Consider the following 21,272-nt stretch of genomic DNA (forward strand, 5'->3'; position numbering starts at 1 on the left):
AAGTGCGATGAGGACTGTGATGTTGATGCTGGGCGCCAGCGCCACGCTGGCAATGGCGACACCACTGCAGGCGCAAGAAGGGACAGCGACGGCAGATGTTTCCGCAGGTGAGGCGGAAACGAATTACGCAGGCCCTGATCCCGAACGGCTGGCCGCAGCGGGGCGTTTGATTGATCGAATCTGGCCCGTCGGCACCTATCGCCGGATCATGGAATCAACCATGTCAGTCGGCGCGGAAGCCGCCGAAGCCAGCATTGAAACCATGACATGGGCGACATCGGAAAATGGCAAGCTAGCCCGCCGCGCACAACATGAGGCGCGCACAGGCAGACCGTTGCGCCGTGCCCCCGACGAAGAGCAGGCCATCGCATCAGTAGCGGAAGGCATGGCGAACATCACCGCCACCCTGTTGACCGCGATTGATCAGGCAGAGCCGGCCGTGCGGGCAGCTCTGACGCGGATTTACGCTCGCCGGTACAACCTGAACGAACTGAACGAGCTCGATGCCTTTTTCGCAACGCCGACTGGCCGCCGTTATGCGGAGGATTCGATCACGCTGATGAACGATCCGGAGATGGTCGCCGCCACGACATCCATGGTGGAAGGAACGCTGGCTGATGTTTTGCCCGGGCAGGCGGAGGCTGCGAGTGAAGCCGCAGCGGCGGCAACCAATCACGCTGCGAGCAAATTCTAGCATTGCGTGGGCCGGAATATCCGACATGGTCATGACCCAATACCCCACCCCCGAACATGCCCGACTGGCGCGGGAAGGCATGTATCGCCCTGACTTTGAGGGCGATGCCTGTGGCGTCGGGCTGGTGGCGGCGACAGATGGGCAGCCGTCGCGGCGGGTGGTCCAGGCGGCGATCGACGCGCTGAAGGCGGTGTGGCACCGCGGCGCGGTCGATGCCGATGGCAAGACAGGCGATGGCGCGGGCATCCATGTCGACCTGCCGGTGCGCTTCTTTGACGATCATATCGCCAATTCGGGGCATAAGGTGCGGCCCAACCGACTGGCGGTCGGCATGATATTCCTGCCGCGTACCGACCTTGGCGCACAGGAAAGCTGTCGCACCATCGTCGAAAGCGCGATCATCGAGGCGGGTTACACCATCTATGGCTGGCGGCGAGTGCCTGTCGATGTGACGGTGATCGGCGAAAAGGCGCAGCGGACCCGGCCGGAGATTGAGCAGATCATGATCGCCGGACCTATGCCGGACGAGCAAAGCGCCGAAGAGTTTGAAAAGACGCTCTATCTCGTGCGTCGTCGCATCGAAAAGGCGGTGGTGGCGGCGCAGATCGCTGATTTCTACATCTGCTCGCTGTCGTGCCGGTCGATCATCTACAAGGGGCTGTTCCTCGCGGCCAGCCTGTCGACCTTTTACCCCGACCTCAATGACGAGGCGTTCGAAAGCCGGGTGGCGATTTTCCACCAGCGCTATTCAACCAATACCTTCCCGCAATGGTGGCTGGCGCAACCGTTCCGCTGCCTCGCCCACAATGGCGAGATCAACACGATCCGCGGCAACAAGAACTGGATGAAAAGCCACGAGATCAAGATGGCCAGCCTCGCCTTTGGCGAGCAGTCGGAAGAGATCAAGCCGGTCATTCCGGCCGGGGCGTCAGACACGGCTGCGCTTGACGCAGTGTTCGAGACGATTGTCCGTTCTGGCCGCGACGCGCCGACCGCCAAGCTGATGCTGGTGCCCGAGGCATGGGGCGGCGACCCGGAAATCTCCCCGGACCATTCGGCGATGTACCAATATTTCGCCAGCGTCATGGAGCCCTGGGACGGCCCGGCGGCACTGGCGATGACCGATGGCCGCTGGGTGGTGGCCGGCCTCGACCGCAATGCGCTGCGCCCGCTGCGCTATGCATTGACCGAGGACGGTTTGCTGGTCGTCGGGTCGGAGAGCGGCATGGTGGTGCTCACCGAATCCGACATTGCCAGCAAGGGCCGGCTGGGTCCGGGGCAGATGCTTGCGGTCGATCTGGCAGAAGGGCAGTTCTACTCCGATGCGGCGATCAAGGACAGGATTGCGGCGGAGCAGCCCTATGCCGAGTTGGTCGCCGGATTCCGCTCGATGGCCGACCTGCCCGACCCCGATAATGGGACGACCGCCCTGCCCTCTGGCGAGCGGCTGACCCGCCTGCAGATCGCGGCGGGCCAGACGATGGAGGATATGGAGCTGATCCTCGCGCCGATGATGGAATCGGCGAAGGAAGCCATCGGTTCAATGGGAGACGACACGCCACTGGCCGTTATTTCCGACAAGCCGCGACTGGTGCATCAATTCTTCCGCCAGAATTTCAGCCAGGTCACCAACCCGCCGATCGATTCTCTGCGCGAGCGGCATGTGATGTCGCTCAAGACGCGCTTTTCGAACCTTGCCAACATCCTCGACACTACCGGACAGAACAGCAGCGTGCTGGTGATCGACAGCCCTGTGCTGTCCTCAACTGACTGGGCCCGGCTGAAAGCCGGGTTTGGCGCGGCGGTGGCCGAAATCGACTGCACCTTTGCCCATGGCAGCGGCGCCAATGGTCTTCGCGAGGCGATCGCCCGGGTCCGCGCCGATGCCGAAGCGGCAGTGCGGGCCGGGCGGTCCGAACTGTTCCTGACCGACGAGGCCATCAGCGAGACACGCATCGGCGTGCCGATGGTGCTGGCGGCCGCTGCGGTGCACACCCACCTCGTCCGCAAGGGGTTGCGCAGCTATGCCTCGATCAATGTGCGTTCGGCTGAATGCCTCGATACCCATGGTTATGCCGTGCTGGTCGGGGTCGGCGCGACAACGGTCAATGCCTGGCTGGCCGAAGCGGCGATCCTTGACCGGCAGTCGCGCGGGCTTTCCGGGGGTCTGACCGCAGAGCAATGCGTCGCCAATTATCGCAAGGCGATTGACGACGGCCTGCTCAAGATCATGGCCAAGATGGGCATTGCGGTTATCTCCAGCTATCGCGGCGGCTATAATTTCGAGGCGGTTGGCCTGTCCCGCGCACTGGTCAACGAATTGTTCCCCGGCATGCCGGCGAAGATTTCCGGCGAAGGCTATACCTCGCTCTATGTGAATGCGGCTGAGCGGCATGAGCAGGCCTTTGCCCCGGCCGTTGCACGGATGGAGATTGGCGGCTTCTATCGCTTCCGCAGCGGCGGCGAGACCCACGCCTGGTCGGCGCAACTGATGCATCTGCTCCAGACAGCGGTGGCGACCGACAGCTATTCGACCTACCTCGCTTTCTCGCGCGGTGTGCGGGAGCTGCCGCCGGTCTATCTGCGCGATCTGCTCGAATTCACCGACGCTCAGGCGCCAATCCCGGTCGACGAGGTTGAGGCCATCACCGAAATCCGCAAGCGGTTCATCACGCCCGGCATGAGCCTTGGCGCCCTGTCGCCAGAGGCGCACGAGACGCTGGCCATTGCCATGAACCGCATCGGCGCCAAGGCCGTGTCCGGCGAAGGCGGCGAGGACAGCCGCCGGTTCAAACCCTATGACAATGGCGACAATGCCAACAGCGTGATCAAACAGATCGCCTCCGGTCGCTTTGGCGTGACGGCCGAATATCTCGGCGCCTGCGACGAGATCGAGATCAAGGTGGCCCAGGGCGCCAAGCCCGGTGAAGGCGGGCAGTTGCCGGGGTTCAAGGTGACCGACATGATCGCCAGACTCCGGCACTCGACGCCCGGCGTGACACTGATCTCCCCGCCGCCGCACCATGACATTTACTCGATCGAGGATCTGGCGCAGCTTATCTATGACCTGAAGCAGATCAATCCGCGCGCCCGGGTCTGTGTGAAACTGGTCAGCTCCGCCGGGATCGGCACAGTGGCCGCTGGCGTTGCCAAGGCGCATGCCGACGCCATTTTGGTGTCTGGCCATGTCGGCGGCACGGGCGCCAGCCCGCAAACCAGCATCAAATATGCCGGAACGCCATGGGAAATGGGCCTGACCGAGGTCAATCAGGTACTGACGCTCAATGGCTTGAGACATCGGGTCAAGCTGCGCACCGATGGCGGACTCAAGACCGGGCGCGATGTGGTCATCGCCGCCATCCTCGGCGCGGAGGAATATGGCATCGGCACGCTGAGCCTGGTTGCCATGGGCTGCATCATGGTGCGGCAGTGCCACAGCAATACCTGCCCGGTCGGCGTCTGCACCCAGGATGAGAAACTGCGAGCCAAGTTCAGCGGCAGTCCGGAAAAGGTCATCAACCTGATGAGCTTCATCGCCGAGGAAGTGCGCGAGATATTGGCGAAACTCGGCTTCCGCAGTCTTGATGAGATCATCGGGCGGACCGAATTGCTGCGACAGGTCAGTCGCGGGGCGGAGCATCTCGACGACCTCGACCTCAACCCGATCCTCGCCAAGGTCGATGCGCCGGAGAGCGGGCGGCGGTTCAATATCCCGACCCACCGCAACGAGGTACCCGACAGCCTCGACGCCCAGATACTGGCCGATGCGCAGCCGGTGTTCGAGCGTGGCGAGAAGATGCAGCTGACCTATACGGTGCGCAACACCCACCGCGCCGTCGGCACGCGCCTGTCGGCGGAAGTGACGCAGCGTTTCGGCATGGCGACCCTGGCGCCTGATCATGTGCAGATACGCCTGCGCGGCTCGGCGGGGCAGTCGCTGGGTGCTTTCCTTTGCCAGGGGGTCACGCTGGAAGTGTTTGGCGATGCCAATGATTATGTTGGCAAGGGGCTTTCCGGCGGCCGGATCATTGTCCGGCCGACTGTCTCCTCGCGCCTGTTCAGCCGGGACAACAGCATCATCGGCAACACTGTGCTCTATGGTGCGACAGCGGGGCAGTTGTTTGCTGCCGGGCAGGCGGGCGAACGCTTTGCCGTGCGCAACAGTGGCGCTGATGTCGTCATCGAAGGCTGCGGGGCCAATGGCTGCGAATATATGACCGGCGGTACGGCCGTCATCCTGGGCCTGACAGGTCCGAACTTTGGTGCGGGGATGACCGGGGGCATGGCCTTTGTCCTCGACATCGACGGACGGTTCGAGCGGCGCGCCAACCCGGAGAGCATCTTCTGGCAACGCCTCGCTTCAACCCATTGGGAGCGACAGGTCCTGGGCTTGATTGAAGCGCATGTGAAGGCAACTGAAAGCGGTTGGGCCAAGGAAGTGCTGGCCGATTGGGACCGGTGGCGACAGCGGATGTGGCAAGTGTGTCCAAGGGAGATGATTGGCCGACTGCCCCATCCCCTCGCCGACGGGGAAAAGCAGCCCGTCGCGGCCGAGTGAGTGGCCATCAGCCGTTCAGCCTGTGGAAAGCGTTCCCCGCCTAGAGAGCCGTCATTGGCGGCATGACCGCCCCTTTGCCCTTTGTACAGGAGCACAGGCTGATGGTGCGTATGCTTGCCTTTGCCGCCCTCGCCAGCGTGGCCGCAGTTTCCCCGTCTTCTGCACAGGACCGCACCCTGCCGAGCAGCGAAGCGTTGGAGCGGATGGCGACCGAATGGGACAATCCGGAACGGATCCACGCCGTCGGTGATGCCATGGAGGCTTTGACCCGGGCGTTGATGGCGATGCCGATTGGCCCGTTGGCTGAAGCAGCAGCGCGAATCGACCCGGATTCGGATCTGGCCGATGTGCCGGCGGACGCGACATTAGGAGACCTGACCGGGCATGATGACGACATGCCGTCGCGGCTCGGTGAAGATGCTCGCCATGCCGGCAGGGCCATGGCCAGCATGACAAATGAAATGGCACGGATGCTGCCCATGTTCGAGGCAATGGCCCGCGATATGGCGGCACAGTGGCAAGACCGGATGGAACGGGCACGCGAAGAGCGCTGATCCGCTGGGCAGCGCGAACTGGGCCGCCCATCGTCACATATTTGTCACCAAAGGCAAGGCTGCGCCATTGGCGATGCGGGTGGCCTGCGCTAATGCCGGGGCATGTGGCAACTCTATCAATTCCCGCTCTGCCCCTTTTCGCGCAAGGTTCGCCTGCTGATGGGCGAAAAGGGCATTGCCTATGACCTGGTCAACGAACATCCGTGGGAACATCGACCGGGCTTTCGGGACATCAACCCGGCCGGCCGGACGCCGGCGATGCTCAACAGCGAGCGTGACCTGACGCTTTCGGATTCGGTCGCCATCTGCGAATATTTCGAGGAGACCGAGCCCGCCAAACCACTGTTTGCCGGCAGTGCGACGGTTCGCGCCGAAATCCGCAGGTTGGTCGCCTGGTTCGACAGCAAATTCTATGCCGAAGTCGGCGCACCGCTGCTCCAGGAAAAGATGATCAAGCGGCTGTTCTACCGGCAGACGCCCGACGCGACGATGCTGCGCCACGCGATGCGGGCAGCCAACGAGCATATGGAGATGATCGGCTCACTGCTCGACCATCACCGGTGGCTGACCGGTACCACCATCACCATGGCCGACCTGGCCGCTGCGGCTCATATTTCCGTGGCGGATTATCTGGGCGGCATCGACTGGGCGGGGCATGACGGGGTGCACGACTGGTATGCAGCAATGAAGAGCCGCCCGAGCTTCCGCCCCCTGCTTGATGAACGGATGGGACCGCTGCTGCCACCGCCTCATTATGGCGATGTCAACTTCTGAGATCGGGCAGGCAGGACAACCGGCTCAGGCGCGGATCAGGGTCACCAGATAGTTGAGCGCGGTTGACCCGCCGGCCTTGAAACCACGGGTCGCAAGGTCGACGCTCAGGCCGGTGATGTCCACGACGCGCAAGCCACAGTCTTCCGCAAGAGCGGTCAATTCCTCGGGCGTCAGAAAACGCGACCAGTCGTGCGTCCCCTTTGGTACCGCGCCCAATGCCTCAGCACCCTCAACCAGCAAAAGCTTGCTGGCGGCGGTGCGATTGGGGGTCGACAGGATCAACAGCCCGCCGTCAGCCATCCGCGCGACGAGGGCGGCGAGAAAGGTGCGCGGATCGGCAACATGCTCGATTACCTCCATCGAGGTGACAAGATCAAAAAGGCCAATCGGTTCGGCAAAGGCCGTGTCCGCTATGTCTCCATGGCGATAGTCAATGACGAGCCGTTGACCGGCAGCGTGGGCAGCAGCAACGGCGACATTCTCTGCGGCTGCGTCAACGCCGGTGACCGCTGCGCCCAGTCGCGCCAGCGGTTCGGCGAGCAGGCCGGCCCCGCAGCCGACATCCAGTGCGCGCTTGCCCGAAAGTGGACGCAAGCTGGCACCATCAGTCGACCAATGCTTGTCAATGGCTGAGCGCACATAACCGAGCCTGGCCGGGTTCAATCGATGCAGCATCGCCGATGAACCGTTCGGGTCCCACCAGTCAGCGGCCAGTTGGCCGAAATGGGCGGCTTCGTCCGGGCGGATGGTGGCGGTCGTGCTCATTGTGGCTGATTCCATGGCATAGCTATGCGCGGAGAAATAGCACCACCCCTCTCCCCTTGCCATAGCGCCCCCCCTTGCCTAACAGGCCGCAGCGCGGAAAACCGCGAAAAGTTTCAGGGGAAACCGGACCGCATGGCACGGATCGTAATGAAATTCGGCGGCACATCGATGGCGGGCACAGAGCGTATCCGCCGCGTCGCTCGCATCGTCCAGGGGCAACAGGCCGCGGGGCATGAAGTGGCCGTCGTCGTCTCCGCCATGGCAGGCGAAACCGACCGGCTGGTCAATTTTTGCCGCGAGGCTGATCCGCTGCATGATCCGGCGGAATATGATGTCGTCGTTGCCGCCGGCGAGCAGGTGACGTCCGGCCTGCTCGCCATGCATTTGCAGGCGCTGGGCAGCAAAGCGCGCAGCTGGCTGGGCTGGCAGCTGCCGGTCCGCACGGACGATGCCCATGCCAAGGCGCGAATCGATTCGATCGACAGCGACGCGCTGATCGCCTCGATGCAGGCTGGCGAAATTGCCGTGATCCCGGGATTTCAGGGGCTGACCGAGGATAATCGCGTCACCACCTTGGGTCGCGGCGGTTCGGACACGAGCGCGGTTGCGGTCGCTGCTGCAATCGGGGCTGATCGTTGTGACATCTACACCGATGTCGACGGTGTCTATACGACCGACCCGCGCATCGTTTCGAAGGCGCAAAAGCTCAAGGCCGTCACCTATGAGGAAATGCTGGAGCTGGCTTCGGTTGGTTCCAAGGTATTGCAAACGCGATCGGTCAGCCTGGCCATGAAAGAAAATGTCCGGGTGCAGGTGTTGTCATCCTTCATTGACGACGATGCGCCGGCAGCCGACACCATCCCCGGCACGATGATTGTTTCCGACGAGGAACTTGAAGGACTTGATATGGAACGCCAGCTGATCACCGGCATTGCCGCCGACAAGAATGAAGCGAAGGTGACGCTGACCCGCATCGCCGACCGGCCGGGTGCAGTGGCGACCATTTTTGGTCCGCTCGCCGATGCCAACATCAACGTTGACATGATCATCCAGAATATCGCCAAGGACAAGGGTGAGACCGACGTCACCTTTACCGTCCCCGCCGCCGATTTGGCGCGCACGCAGGCCCTGCTGGAGGAACGCAAGGAGCAGATCGGCTATTACCGGCTGATCTGTGACAGTAAGGTTGCCAAGATTTCCGTGGTCGGCGTCGGCATGAAAAGCCACGCCGGGGTGGCCGCGACCATGTTCAAGGCACTGGCCGACCGGGGCATCAACATCCAGGCGATTTCGACCAGCGAGATCAAGGTCAGCGTACTGATCGAGGATGACTATACGGAACTCGCTGTCCGCGTACTGCACAGCGCTTATGGGCTGGACGCGAAAGACGCGGCGTGACCGAGATTAGGGGGGATGACATGATGGCTTATCCGCACCTGTCCGCCGCAATGGCGCGCGGTACCGAATTGCTGGGCAGCGACCTTGCCATTCTCGGCGGGGCGATGAGCTGGGTTTCCGAACGCAATCTCGTCTCGGCTATCAGCAACGCCGGGGGATTTGGCGTGATTGCGGCAGGTGCGATGCCGGTCGATCTGCTCGACGCGGAAATTGCGGCGACCAAAGCGATGACCGCCAGGCCGTTTGGCGTCAACCTGATCACCATGCACCCCGACTTGTTTGAACTGATTGCTGTGTGCGGCAAGCATGGCGTTAGCCATGTCGTGCTGGCGGGCGGCCTTCCGCCCAAGGGCAGCATCGAAGCAATCAAGGATATAGGCGCCAAGGTCATCTGTTTCGCGCCAACGCTGGCCATGGGCAAGAAGCTGGTCCGTTCGGGCGTTGATGCTTTGGTGATCGAAGGGATGGAGGCTGGCGGCCACATTGGCCCGGTATCGACCAGTGTGCTGGCGCAGGAAATATTGCCGCACCTCGCCGCCGACGTGCCGATTTTCGTCGCTGGCGGGATTGGCCGGGGCGAAGCGATCGCCGCATGGCTGGACATGGGCGCTGCAGGCGTCCAGCTCGGCACCCGTTTTGTCTGTGCGACCGAGTGCATTGCCCACCCCGCCTTCAAGAAGGCCTTTCTCCGCGCGTCTGCTCGCGATGCCGTGGCCAGCGTGCAGATTGACCCGCGTCTGCCCGTTATCCCGGTACGCGCGCTCAAAAATGCCGGGACAGAAGCCTTTACCGCCAAGCAGCGAGAAGTGGCACAGATGCTCGACGACGGTCAGTTGGACATGGCCGAGGCACAGATTGAGATCGAGAAGTTCTGGGCCGGGGCGCTGCGACGGGCGGTGATTGACGGTGATGTGGACAATGGATCGGTCATGGCTGGCCAATCAGTCGGCATGGTGTCTAGGGAAGAGCCAGTCGCAGACATCATCGCTGAACTGGCGAGCGAGGCGGAGGCAGCTCTCGCCGGCTGATCAGCTTGCTCTGAAGGCCATGTCCCCTTCGGCAATATTGACCAGAGCAATCCATGCGGCGCAAAGCGCGTGCGCTTTGACGTCATGACGTGCAAACGCGTTGCAAGCGCCAAACCAAATTGGCATGGAAGCGCCCGGACCATGAACGGCAAAGTCCTGACCGGACAGGAATGATGATGGGGAGTGATCGAATGCGTGGGCTTGGCTTCAAACGGACGACAGGCGTTGCGTTGTTGCTGGCACTAGCAGCCTGTGCTGCACCGCCGCCGCCCCCACCGCCGCCGCCGCCGCCTGCACCTGCGCCGGCGCCTGCCCCCGCTCCGATGCCGATGCCCGTGCCGCCGAACAGCGCGGCTCCCAATCTGATCATCCCGATCACCGATGTGAACGGCAGACGGATGACACCCAATGTCGATCTCAGCCCCGAACAGGCGCTGTGGCAATTCCGCATCGCGCTCAATGTTGCCGCTCTCAACTGTCGCGGCCCGGACGAAGCGATACTGGTGGCAAATTACTCGCGATTCCTGACCACCAATCGGACGGCCATCAGTCGGGCCGAACGGTGGGTTATCGCTGACTTGGGTCGTCGCAATGGGACCAATGGCATTGCCCTTCGGGACAGCCTTTCTACACGACTGTACAATTATTTCGCTCAGCCGCCGGTCCTGCGCAGTTTTTGCGAGCGGGCCTTTGCCATTGCCGGGCTGGCCGCCAATGAACCCACAGCGGGAATCCTGCCCTTTGCCCAGACTCAGCTGGCAGCGGTTGATCAGCCATTTGTTGATTTCTATGCCGCTTATGACCGCTATCGGGCCGATTATGCCATCTGGCGGTCGATGAATCCGCAAACGCCCTCAACGATTGCACCGGCCGCCGTCGCTCCGTCTGCGGTTGCCCCCATGCCGTCAACCAGTGTGGCGCCTGGCGGCAGTTGAGTCCCCGACGGCGCGCGCCGGACCGCCAGCCAGGATCGATAAGCCGTGTGGCGGTCCCGCAGATGTTCTGCTAGCGTCGAGGGAACATGACAGCCCCCCTGCCTCCTTCCTCAGCCGCACAGGCCGCAAGAGAAATACTGCGCCGCCTGCACGATGTGATTGCCGCTGACACGGGAGCACAAGCGAAGCTCAACCGCACCGTTCAACTGATCGGTGAGGCGCTGGATAGTGAGGTGTGCTCCATCTATCTGCTTAGGCAGGGGGTCCTTGAACTTTATGCTACCCGCGGCCTCAACCAGTCGGCCGTGCACGTCACCAAATTGGCAATGGGCGAAGGTCTCGTCGGCACCATCGCCGCCCATATCGAAACGCTGAATCTGGCCGAAGCGGCAGCGCATCCTGACTATGCCTACAAGCCGGAAACCGGCGAAGAGCAGTTTCGCAGCTTTGCGGGAGTGCCGATCATCCGGCGCGAACGGGCGGTAGGCGTGCTCTGCGTTCAGCATGCAGCGTCGCGCGGATATGAAGAGATTGAGATTGAGGCACTCCAGACTGTCGCTCTGGTGCTTTCCGAACTGATCGCCAACGCCAATCTGATCGACGAGCATAGCAGCAGTGGCACCGCCACCGATGTGTCCGCACAGAGCCTGACTGGCCTGAAACTGGTGGATGGCATGGCCAAGGGCGTGGCGGTATTCCACCAGCCGCGCGTGGTCATCGAACATACGGTGGCCGACGACATCGAGGTCGAGCGGGCTCGTGTCTATTCCGCCTTCACCAAGATGCGCGAACAGATTGACCGCATGGCCAGCCAGGCCGAGTTCGGTGGCGGCGGTGAGCATGACGAGGTGCTCGAAACCTACAAGATGTTCGCATATGACGAAGGCTGGTCTCGGCGGATCAACGAAGCCATTGACAGCGGCCTGACTGCCGAAGCAGCGATCGAGCGGGTGCAGCAACGCACGCGGATGCGCATGCGGCAGATTGACGATCCTCTGCTGCGTGACCGGATGCATGACCTTGAGGATCTGTCGAACCGGCTGATCCGCATCGTCTCCGGCCAGATGGGCACGGCCGCCCAGATGGGCCTGCGCCAAGATTCAATCCTGATTGCCCGCAATCTCGGTCCGGCCGAACTGCTGGAATATGACCGTCGGCGGCTCAAGGGCGTGATCCTTGAGGAAGGATCGCTGACTGCGCATGTCATTATTGTTGCGCGGGCGATGGGTATTCCTGTGCTTGGCCGGGTGCGCGATATTCGGCAACTCGCCAGCGAGGGCGACGCACTGTTGCTCGATGTCGGGCGCGGGCTGGTCCACATCCGTCCGAACGCAGCGACACAGGAAGCGTTCACCACCCAACTCACCCTGACCCAAAAGCGGCGCGAACGCTTTGCCAGCCTGCGCGACATGGATGCAGTGACCAAGGACGGCGTGCGCATCGAGTTGATGATCAATGCCGGCCTGAGGGAAGATGTGCAGGCGCTCGACCTCACCGGGGCCGATGGCATCGGTCTGTTCCGCACCGAATTCCAGTTCCTGGTGTCGGCGACCATGCCGCAGCGCGAACGGCAGCAGCGCCTCTATCGCGACGTATTGGACGCCGCTGGCAACCGGCCGGTGGTCTTTCGTACCGTCGATATCGGTGGCGACAAATCATTGCCTTACATGCGCGCGCATGCCGAGCAAGAGGAAAATCCGGCGATGGGCTGGCGCGCCTTGCGCCTGGCACTCGACCGTGACGGCCTGATGAAGGCTCAGGCTCGGGCCCTGCTCGAAGCTGCCGCTGGACGCACCCTCAACGTCATGTTCCCGCTGGTCGCGGAGCCCTGGGAATATGAGGCCGCACGAAACATTTTCGTGCAACAGCGCAAATGGCTGGCCGACCGGGGGAAAAAGCTGCCCAACGCCATTCGCTACGGCGTCATGCTGGAGGTGCCGGCTCTCGCCGAGATGCTGGACATATTGTTGCCACATCTGGATTTCCTGTCGATTGGTACCAATGACCTGACGCAATTCCTGTTTGCCGCCGATCGAGCTGATCCCCGGCTCGCCGAACGCTATGACTGGCTCTCGCCAGCGGTGCTGCGGTTCCTGTCGCGGATCATCGCCCAGTGCGACGGCACGAAGGTGTCGGTTGGTGTTTGTGGTGAAATGGGCGGACGACCACTTGAGGCCATGGCGCTGATTGGCATGGGATTGCGCCGCCTTTCGATCACCCCCGCAGGCGTGGGACCAGTCAAGGCGATGATCCGCAGCATCGACACGCGGGATCTGACCCCGGTGGTAGCTGACCTGATCAGGATGGGCGCACAGGACGCGCGCGGCCAATTGACCGGTTGGGGCGAGGCCAATGGCGTTGATCTGGGCATTTGACCGGTCGAAATGCCAGTCTCGAACGGTTTTCAGTCACGTCCAGTGACGCTATGACGTCGAACAAGACACTGGGTTATAACCGGGGATATGGGGTCCATGAATAACCAAGACGAGGTCGCGCAGGCTATGAATTCCGAGCAGGAAGATGTTGGCACCAGACTGAGGGCTGCGCGAGAGGCATCCGGCAAATCGCTGGCTGACATTTCCGCAAGCACCAGGGTGCCATCGCGCCTGCTCGATGCTCTCGAACGCAATGCGGTGGATGAACTGCCACGTGGTCCCTATGCCATCGGATTTGCGAGGACATTTGCCCGCGCCGTCGGCCTGGATGAAGCCGAAGTCGCCGATGCTGTTCGGGCCCAGCAACAGCAAAACAGCGTTGGTTTGGTGGCCGCCACGGACACCTATGAACCAGCCGATTCCAGCCGCATACCGCCGTCTCGTCTCGCCTGGGCGGCAGGCGGTATCGCTGTGCTGCTCGCGGCAGGCTATATTGGCTGGCGCAGCATGGTCATGACGCCGGACATGCCCACCGGCAACGGTGGCGAACAGGCGACAAACGCAACCGTGACAGAATCGGCCACTCGGCCCGAGCAGCCTGCCAACGCGGCACCGGCGGCCTTTGCCGACACCGAAATCGTCCGCATCGTCGCTAGCGGGCCGGTCTGGTTCAGCCTTGAGAATGCCGAAGGACGCAGCCAGTTTGACCTGACCCTGGACGCTGGCGAATTTTACACTGTCAAACCGGAACAGCGCAGCCTGTTCCTTCGGACCGGGCGGCCCCAATCACTGAGGATCCGGGTCGGCGAACGCACACTGCCGCAACTGGCCGCTGATGACGAGATCGTCAGCGAGGTTGGACTGGATGGTGCATCACTGGCACGCATTGCCGCTTCCCCGCCGGTCGCAGCGAGCAGCGGGATGCAGCCGCCCGCGACTCCGCAGCCGACTGCGGCGGCACGACAACCGTAAAGCGACAAGACATGTTGGCCCGGCCAAGGTGACTATATGTGTGATCGGATGGAAGACATGGGGGACCAAAAGATGATGAAACGCCTTGTGCTGCTGGCCAGCGCGGCCGCCATGGTCGCCATACCGATGCAACCTGCCGTCGCACAGGATGGCACAACCTCGCCCGATATTTCCCGACGGGTTGAACGGATCGAGCGTGAATTGCGGGCGGTCCAGCGTCGCGTTTTCCCCGGCGCACAGGACGGTCTGTTCCAGCCTGAAGTGCAGCCTGCCGATAGCGCGGCTGCGCCAACCGGGATCAATGGCGCCACTCCGGTTGCTGAACTGACGGCTCGGGTTGATGCCATTGAAGGGCAATTGGCCAGATTGACCGAACAGGTCGAACAAACCGGTTTTCGCCAACGCGAAATGGAAGCAGCCATTGCCCGCCTTCGGACCGAATTGTCTGGCAGGATCGACCGGGTCGAAGCGGGCGCTGCTGGCGGTACGGCCGGCACAAGCAACAATGCGACAGTGGCAGCAGTCGTTGCCCCGACCCCATCCGTAGGCGCCACCAATTCAGTGGCTGCACCGACCCCAACCGCTCCACGCCCCGCTACACCGCCTGCCTCCACCCCAGCGCGACCTGCGGCGGCACCTGCTGCGAACCCCGCGGCAACGCGCTCGACCAACAGTGCGACGACAACCGCCACCGCGGCAGCCAATACCGCTGAACGGCGTGCACGCGTCGCCGCGATAGAAGTACCGTCGACCGGCAACGCAGCCGAAGACGCCTATATCTATGGCTATCGGCTTTGGGAGGCACGCCTTTACCCGGAAGCGCAGGCACAGTTGCAAAAGGTAGTTGACGATCATGGCACGCACAGGCGGGCCAGCTATGCCGGCAATCTCCTGGGCCGGGCGTTCCTTGACAATAATCAGCCAACACAGGCCGTCCGCGCCTTTTACGACAATTATCGGACGCGCCCGCGTGGCGAACGGGCGCCCGACAGTGTCTATTTCATGGGCATGGCGCTGATTCAGCTCAATCGGCGCAGCGATGCCTGCCAGACCTTCAACGAATTCAACCGCGTGTACGGATCGACGGCTTCGGCTGATCTGCGCGCCCGGGTTGCAACCGCACGAGGCACGGCTGGCTGCGACAGCTGATCTGGAGAAAGGCGCCGCTCGCCTGCAGCAGGCAGTGGCTGCACTGGCCGGCCAAGAAGCCGCGGATAGCGGCCGCTTTGGTATTGCCGTGTCCGGCGGAGCAGACAGCCTGGCCCTGTTGTTGCTGAGCCAGGCTGCATTTCCGGGCCGGGTAGCCGCTGCCACCGTTGATCATCGTCTCAGGCAAGCCAGCGCTGCCGAAGCCCGTTTTGTCTCGCACCTTTGCCGCGAGCGGTCCATTCCCCATGCAACGCTGGAACCATCAATGCCGATCACCGGCAATCTTCAGTCTGCAGCACGATCGGCGCGCTACGCATTGCTCGACCTCTGGCGGACAGAGCAGAAGCTCGATTGGGTCATGACCGCGCATCATGGCGATGACCAGCTCGAAACCCTGGTCATGCGGGTCAACCGGTCGAGCGGGGTAGGCGGCATGGCCGGCATCCGCGGACGACAGGACCATCTGCTGCGACCGCTGCTGAACTGGCGGCGGGCTGATCTGGAGGCACTACTCAAGGAGCAGGCCATCACCCCTGTTGACGACCCGTCCAACCGTGATGCGCGCTTTGACCGGGCCAGAATCAGGCCACTGGTGCAATCCTGTACCCTGATTGATCCCGTCGCAGCCAATGCCATGGCCAACAATATGGCGGCAGCAGACAGGGCGCTCGACTGGGCGACAGACCAACTGGCCAGACAACGCCTTGAGCGGCATGGCAACCAGTGGCTGCTGGATAGCAGCGACATCCCGGAAGAGCTTTTGCGCCGGCTTTTGTTGCGGGCACTGCGACAGGCCGCTGGCCAAAATTTCGCGCCCCGGGGTCGGCAAATCACCGCCACTATTCAGGCTTTGGCAAGAGGTGAGCAGGCAATGCTGGGAACGTTGCTGATCAAGGCCGACAGGCACAATGGCGATCTGTGGCTGATCCAGCCAGCACCGCCTGTACGCCAGCAGTCAGTTGAGTGATCGAAGACGCATCGGGCCTTGTTGCCAGTGCCCTGCCATCCTATCTTGCAGGCAGAAGTTTAGCGGAGTGACATAAAGTGGGTGACGACAAGCAACCGCCGCAGGGCAACCCGTGGATGAAGAGCCTGCTGATCTGGTCAGCCATCATCCTCGCCATGCTGCTTGTCGCCCAGGTCATCGGCGGCGGTTCGGCCACAGGCAAGTCCATGGCCTATTCGGAGTTCAAGAGCGCGGTTGCAGAAGGCAAGGTCAAGAGTGTCCAGATCAGCGACACCGCGATTTCAGGGACGCTGAACAATGGCGAGCCTTTCTCCACCAACCCGATCCGCGACCCCGAACTGACCAAGCTGCTCACCGAAAAGAATGTCGAATTTGATGGGCGCCCGATCGATCAGGGGAATTTGTGGATTGTTCTGCTGATGAACATCCTGCCCTTCCTGCTGCTGATCGGTCTCGGCTTTTTCATCTTTCGTCAGGTGCAAAAGAACAATGGCGGCGGAGCCATGGGTTTCGGCAAGTCCAAGGCCAAGCTGCTGACGGAGCGTCAGGGCCGCGTGACCTTTGACGATGTCGCCGGCATCGAGGAAGCGCGCGAGGAACTGCAGGAAATCGTCGAGTTCCTCAAGGACCCGACCAAGTTCAGCCGTTTGGGCGGTGCCATTCCCAAGGGCGCACTGCTGGTCGGTTCACCGGGCACTGGCAAAACCCTGCTCGCCCGTGCCATCGCAGGTGAGGCGGGCGTGCCCTTCTTTACCATCTCCGGCTCGGATTTTGTTGAAATGTTCGTCGGCGTCGGCGCCAGCCGCGTCCGCGACATGTTTGAACAGGCGAAAAAGAGCGCGCCCTGCATCGTCTTCATCGACGAAATCGACGCTGTCGGTCGCCATCGCGGAGCAGGCCTCGGCAACGGGAATGACGAGCGCGAACAAACGCTCAACCAGCTGCTGGTCGAAATGGATGGCTTTGAGGCCAACGAAGGCATCATCATCATCGCCGCGACCAACCGCCCCGATGTGCTTGATCCCGCGTTGCTCCGCCCGGGCCGTTTCGACCGCCAGGTCGTTGTTCCCCGTCCGGACATCGAAGGCCGCATCAAGATCCTTGGCGTGCACACACGCAACAAGCCGCTGGCACCCGACGTGGACCTGCGCGTTATCGCGCGCGGCACCCCGGGCTTCTCGGGCGCCGACCTCGCCAACCTGACCAACGAGGCGGCGCTGCTCGCGGCCCGTCGCGGCAAGCGATTGGTGGCGATGAAGGAGTTTGAGGATGCCAAGGACAAGGTGATGATGGGCACCGAGCGCCGCTCAATGGTCATGACCGAGGACGAAAAGCGCATGACCGCTTATCATGAGGCTGGCCATGCCGTTGTCGCTATCCATGAAGCCGCGTCCGATCCGATCCACAAGGCAACCATCATCCCGCGCGGTCGCGCATTGGGAATGGTCATGCGCCTGCCGGAACGCGACAGCTACAGCTATCACCGCGACAAGATGCACGCCAACCTCGCTGTGTCCATGGGCGGCCGCGTCGCCGAGGAACTGATCTTCGGCTATGACAAAGTCTCTTCTGGCGCCAGCGGCGACATCCAATATGCCACCCATCTCGCCCGCGACATGGTGACCCAGTGGGGCATGTCCGACGAACTCGGCCCACTGCAATATGAGGAGCCGCAGGGTGAAACCTTCCTGGGCTATTCGCAGTCGCAACGCGTTCACATGTCCGACGAAACGGCCAAAAAGATCGACAAGGAAATACGCCGTATCGTCGATGGCGGCTATGACCGGGCCAAGCATGTGCTGAGCCAGCATATCGACCAGCTGCACGCCGTCGCAGGCGCCTTGCTGGAATTCGAGACATTGTCCGGTGAAGAAGTGAAGCGGATTGCGGCGGGTGAAGGCATTGACCGGGACGCCGATGGCATTCCGACCGATGTTCGTCCGGTTGACGGCCATGCCGGTTCGGTGCCCAAGGTCCGCCGCCGCTCCAAGCCCTTTGGCGATGCCCACCCGCAAGGTGCCTGACGGCGTCGTGCGGGGCGGGGGCTGCACTTGACCATTTACTGCGATGAATCAGGCGGTGTGGGGGCCGGCGTCATCGTGGTGGCGGCCATATCTCTGCCTGGAACAATGGCGGATGAACTGCTGACACGCATCCGCGACGTGATCGGGCTGAGGGGCGAGCTGAAAGGCAGTCGCATCACCATGGCCGAACGCGCCTTTGTCATCGAATTGCTGGCCCGGACCGGTGCGCGCACTATCGTGGTTCAGGCGCTCACTCGCGACCTCGCCGCTGCTGCCGCTTCCGGCAAGCCACCGAGTGATCTTGCCATCTACGCCCATCTTTTGGAGCATGTCGTCGATGCATGGTTGCCGGAAACAGGCGGGTGCGTCGAACTGGTGATAGACGATGGTCGCTACGATGCCCGATTGAACAGCATGGTGCGCGATGATGTGCAGCGGGCACTCGGGCAATGGGGCAAGGCCAGCCTGGCCGACAGCCGCCGATCAGCGGGTGTGCAATTCGCCGATGTGCTAGCCAACAGCTTTTTTCAGATGGCCACAGGTTCGGACCGCGCGCCACGGCTTGAAACACTGATGGCGCCGTTTCTGGAAAACGGCGCCATCCGGCATCTCACGATCAAAGCAATCAACTGATCCGGCGTCAGCCGTCATAATCGCCCATGCCGGCAGTGGGCCGCGGCGGCGCGGCGGCGGTAAGCCGCAGCGCCTCGGCAGAACGCATGATCGAGCCGATTTCGTCAGGCGTCTCATCTTCGTCAACCTGAACCTTCTGGTTGCCGCCGATCAACGCCGCTTCGATATCTGCCGGACGGATGGTCTCATCAGCAATTTCGCGCAGGGCAACAACCGGATTCTTGTCGCGGTCACGATCGACGGTCAGTTCCGCGCCACCCGAAATTTCCCGCGCGCGCTGGGCAGCGAGCAGGACAAGGTCAAAACGGTTGGGAATCTTGTCAACGCAATCTTCGACGGTGACGCGCGCCATGCGGACGGCTCCTTGAAACTGATGAAAACCGACAATGCGGGAAAGCCGGGCACATAAGGCGGATGATCCCCTGAGTCAATGAAAAGGCTTGGCGACGGCCATGCCGCTTGGCCAGTTGGCGACAAGCGCCTATCGATCCATCTGATGACCGACCACCCCAAGGACCCCAGCCAGACCACGGATCGCCCGGCATCGGACCTGCTGCGGGATGGGTTCGACACATTGGTGGATGGTCATCCGATCAGCGTCATCCCGGACGGCCCGGCCAGACTGATCAGGCTGCTGTCCATGATTGCGGCGGCACAGTCCACTATCCGCATGATCTTTTACATTTTCGACGCCGATGACAGCGGCAAGGCGGTGCGCGATGCAATGACGGCAGCGGCCCGGCGTGGTGTCAGCATCGACATGCTGCTGGACAGCTTTGGTTCAGCACGACTCAGTGACGATTTCTTTGAAGATCTGCGTTCAGCAGGCGGACGTGTCCGCTGGTTCGGCACGCGCTGGACTCCGCGCTATCTGATCCGCAACCACCAGAAATTGGTGATCATTGACGGTTCCAGCGTGATGACCGGGGGGTTCAACATTGCCGACAGCTATTTTGCTCCGGCGGGCGACCCGAATGGTTGGCAGGACCTCGGCTTGGTGATTTCCGGGCCGCAGGTCCCGGCCATCACCAAATGGTTTGATTCCCTGTCCCAATGGATGGATCGGGATCGACCGCGTTTCGCCGCGCTGCGCCGACTGGTCAGGACAGGTGTGCCCGGCGAGGGCAAGCTGCGCTGGTTGGTGGGCGGGCCAACGCCTCTGCCCTCCCCCTGGACAAGCGAACTGCGCCGCCTGCTGGCTTCCGCCCGCTTGCTGACTATGAGCATGGCCTATTTCTCTCCCAATGCAGGCATGTTGCGACGGCTGGCGCGCATAGTCCGCCGGGGCGGCCGCGCCGAACTGATGCTTGCCGCGCACAGCGACAATGCCGCCACTGTCGGTGCAGCGCGGCTGTCCTACCGCTATCTGCTCAAACGGGGCGTGCGCATTCACGAATTTGAACGCAATCGCCTGCACAACAAATTGCTTGTGATTGACGATGTCGTGCTGATCGGATCCGCAAATCTCGATATGCGCAGCCTGTTCGTCAACATGGAGCTGATGCTTCGGGTGGAGGATTCTGCTTTCGCCGACCGCTGCCGTGCCCTGATCGAGGCCCAGACCCACCATGGCAGCCTCATTACCTATCAGGCCCATCGTCGCCGCGAGGGCTGGCTCAACTGGTTGCGCTGGTCCCTCGCCTGGCTGATCGTCGGAGTGATCGACTATAGTGTGACCCGCCGCCTGAACTTTGGTCTGGACGAAGACCCGAGCCTGGACAGCGGCGAGGAGGATCAGGCCTGATCCTCTGAGTCACTCCCCGTACGCGTCGCCCAGAACAGGTAACAGGGCGGTGCATTCCACCATTCAAAGCCATCATCGATCTGGCCGAAATGGGGTTCGAGGAAATCACGCGCACGTTTGCGGAACTGATAGACAAGGAAGGTGCCACCTGGCCGCAGAGCCCGGTGCGTTGCCGCGGCAATGGCAGGGCCCACCCCCGGAGGGAGAGTGGAAAAGGGCAGGCCGGACAGTATCTGATCGGCATGGTCAAACCCATGCGCCCGGATGATGGCTTCGACATCCGCGGCGGAGCCGAGCACCGGATGGAAGCGGCTGTCGGCAATATCGCGCTTGAGATAGTCGATGAAATCGGGGTTGGTATCGATGGCGATCAGCGCGGCGTCGCCCCTCAGCCGTTCGAGCACCGGCCGGCAGAAGGTGCCGACTCCCGGGCCATATTCAACGAACAGGTCAACCTTGTCCCAATCCACCTTCGAGAGCATGTGGTTGATCAGCGTGTCGGACGAGGGGATGATCGACCCCACCATCACCGGATGTTTCACAAAGCCTTTCAGGAACATGCCCCAAGGCCCAAGTGTATGGACAATGCGGTCGACGAGACGGGCCGGTCGGCGTGTTTCGGCCTTGGAGGGAGACATCAGCAAGCCTTGATTGTTGGGTCAGACCATCGTTTGCAGAATCCGTCCAGCGGCGCAACCGAAG

The 21,272-nt window shown here is 62.3% G+C and carries 17 protein-coding genes; 14 read left to right on the forward strand and 3 right to left on the reverse strand.

The window, feature by feature from the left end:
- Nucleotides 1–7: 7 nt before the first annotated feature.
- The 4 genes from GV829_RS00865 (at nucleotide 8) to GV829_RS00880 (ending at nucleotide 6,580) form a co-directional block, all read left to right on the forward strand.
- Nucleotides 8–694 (forward strand): DUF2059 domain-containing protein, encoded by a 687-nt coding sequence (locus GV829_RS00865; RefSeq protein WP_169943390.1) that lies wholly within the window; start codon nucleotides 8–10, stop codon nucleotides 692–694.
- A 31-nt stretch (nucleotides 695–725) separates the two neighbouring features.
- Nucleotides 726–5,252 carry a glutamate synthase large subunit gene (gene gltB, locus GV829_RS00870; RefSeq protein ID WP_169943391.1) on the forward strand — a complete coding sequence of 1,509 codons (4,527 nt, stop codon included), beginning with the start codon at nucleotides 726–728 and terminating at the stop codon, nucleotides 5,250–5,252.
- Between the two features lie 101 nt (nucleotides 5,253–5,353).
- Nucleotides 5,354–5,806, forward strand: a complete 453-nt coding sequence (locus GV829_RS00875) for a hypothetical protein (RefSeq protein ID WP_169943392.1) — start codon at nucleotides 5,354–5,356, stop codon at nucleotides 5,804–5,806.
- A gap of 102 nt (nucleotides 5,807–5,908) precedes the next feature.
- Nucleotides 5,909–6,580, forward strand: a complete 672-nt coding sequence (locus GV829_RS00880) for a glutathione S-transferase family protein (protein ID WP_169943393.1) — start codon at nucleotides 5,909–5,911, stop codon at nucleotides 6,578–6,580.
- Nucleotides 6,581–6,604: 24 nt separating this feature from the next.
- On the opposite strand, the gene ubiG is transcribed toward GV829_RS00880, so the two are convergent.
- On the reverse strand, nucleotides 6,605–7,345 hold the full coding sequence (ubiG, locus tag GV829_RS00885) for a bifunctional 2-polyprenyl-6-hydroxyphenol methylase/3-demethylubiquinol 3-O-methyltransferase UbiG (RefSeq protein WP_246202926.1): 741 nt from the start codon (nucleotides 7,343–7,345) through the stop codon (nucleotides 6,605–6,607).
- Nucleotides 7,346–7,477: 132 nt separating this feature from the next.
- Between ubiG and GV829_RS00890 the strand changes: the two genes are divergently transcribed.
- From GV829_RS00890 to GV829_RS00930, 9 genes are all read left to right on the forward strand, one after another.
- Nucleotides 7,478–8,743, forward strand: coding sequence for an aspartate kinase (locus GV829_RS00890; RefSeq protein ID WP_169943395.1), 1,266 nt, complete (start codon nucleotides 7,478–7,480; stop codon nucleotides 8,741–8,743).
- A gap of 20 nt (nucleotides 8,744–8,763) precedes the next feature.
- Complete coding sequence (locus GV829_RS00895) at nucleotides 8,764–9,771, forward strand: NAD(P)H-dependent flavin oxidoreductase (RefSeq protein ID WP_425505429.1); 1,008 nt, start codon at nucleotides 8,764–8,766, stop codon at nucleotides 9,769–9,771.
- Between the two features lie 323 nt (nucleotides 9,772–10,094).
- Nucleotides 10,095–10,706, forward strand: coding sequence for a hypothetical protein (locus GV829_RS14245; protein ID WP_212612137.1), 612 nt, complete (start codon nucleotides 10,095–10,097; stop codon nucleotides 10,704–10,706).
- 86 nt (nucleotides 10,707–10,792) lie between these two features.
- On the forward strand, nucleotides 10,793–13,081 hold the full coding sequence (gene ptsP, locus GV829_RS00905) for a phosphoenolpyruvate--protein phosphotransferase (RefSeq protein WP_169943396.1): 2,289 nt from the start codon (nucleotides 10,793–10,795) through the stop codon (nucleotides 13,079–13,081).
- A gap of 96 nt (nucleotides 13,082–13,177) precedes the next feature.
- A complete protein-coding gene (locus tag GV829_RS00910; RefSeq protein ID WP_169943397.1) occupies nucleotides 13,178–14,053 on the forward strand; it encodes a helix-turn-helix domain-containing protein in 876 nt (291 codons plus the stop codon).
- A 72-nt stretch (nucleotides 14,054–14,125) separates the two neighbouring features.
- The gene (locus tag GV829_RS00915) at nucleotides 14,126–15,202 is read left to right on the forward strand and encodes a tetratricopeptide repeat protein (RefSeq protein WP_169943398.1); all 1,077 of its coding nucleotides are present in this window, start codon (nucleotides 14,126–14,128) and stop codon (nucleotides 15,200–15,202) included.
- Between the two features lie 34 nt (nucleotides 15,203–15,236).
- Nucleotides 15,237–16,169, forward strand: a complete 933-nt coding sequence (gene tilS / locus GV829_RS00920; RefSeq protein WP_246202929.1) for a tRNA lysidine(34) synthetase TilS — start codon at nucleotides 15,237–15,239, stop codon at nucleotides 16,167–16,169.
- Between the two features lie 77 nt (nucleotides 16,170–16,246).
- Nucleotides 16,247–18,193 (forward strand): ATP-dependent zinc metalloprotease FtsH, encoded by a 1,947-nt coding sequence (gene ftsH / locus GV829_RS00925; RefSeq protein WP_484592837.1) that lies wholly within the window; start codon nucleotides 16,247–16,249, stop codon nucleotides 18,191–18,193.
- Between the two features lie 27 nt (nucleotides 18,194–18,220).
- The gene (locus GV829_RS00930) at nucleotides 18,221–18,826 is read left to right on the forward strand and encodes a DUF3800 domain-containing protein (protein ID WP_169943400.1); all 606 of its coding nucleotides are present in this window, start codon (nucleotides 18,221–18,223) and stop codon (nucleotides 18,824–18,826) included.
- Nucleotides 18,827–18,833: 7 nt separating this feature from the next.
- On the opposite strand, the gene rpoZ is transcribed toward GV829_RS00930, so the two are convergent.
- Nucleotides 18,834–19,178 carry a DNA-directed RNA polymerase subunit omega gene (gene rpoZ / locus GV829_RS00935; protein WP_169943401.1) on the reverse strand — a complete coding sequence of 115 codons (345 nt, stop codon included), beginning with the start codon at nucleotides 19,176–19,178 and terminating at the stop codon, nucleotides 18,834–18,836.
- A gap of 144 nt (nucleotides 19,179–19,322) precedes the next feature.
- Here rpoZ and GV829_RS00940 point away from each other — a divergent pair, with 144 nt between their 5' ends.
- The gene (locus GV829_RS00940; RefSeq protein ID WP_169943402.1) at nucleotides 19,323–20,570 is read left to right on the forward strand and encodes a phospholipase D-like domain-containing protein; all 1,248 of its coding nucleotides are present in this window, start codon (nucleotides 19,323–19,325) and stop codon (nucleotides 20,568–20,570) included.
- Here the strand turns inward: GV829_RS00940 and GV829_RS00945 are convergent.
- Nucleotides 20,561–21,208, reverse strand: a complete 648-nt coding sequence (locus GV829_RS00945) for a class I SAM-dependent methyltransferase (RefSeq protein WP_169943403.1) — start codon at nucleotides 21,206–21,208, stop codon at nucleotides 20,561–20,563. The genes GV829_RS00940 and GV829_RS00945 overlap by 10 nt on opposite strands.
- Between the last annotated feature and the right edge of the window lie 64 nt (nucleotides 21,209–21,272).

This window comes from Sphingomonas lacunae, from assembly GCF_012979535.1.
Lineage (GTDB): Bacteria > Pseudomonadota > Alphaproteobacteria > Sphingomonadales > Sphingomonadaceae > Sphingopyxis > Sphingopyxis lacunae.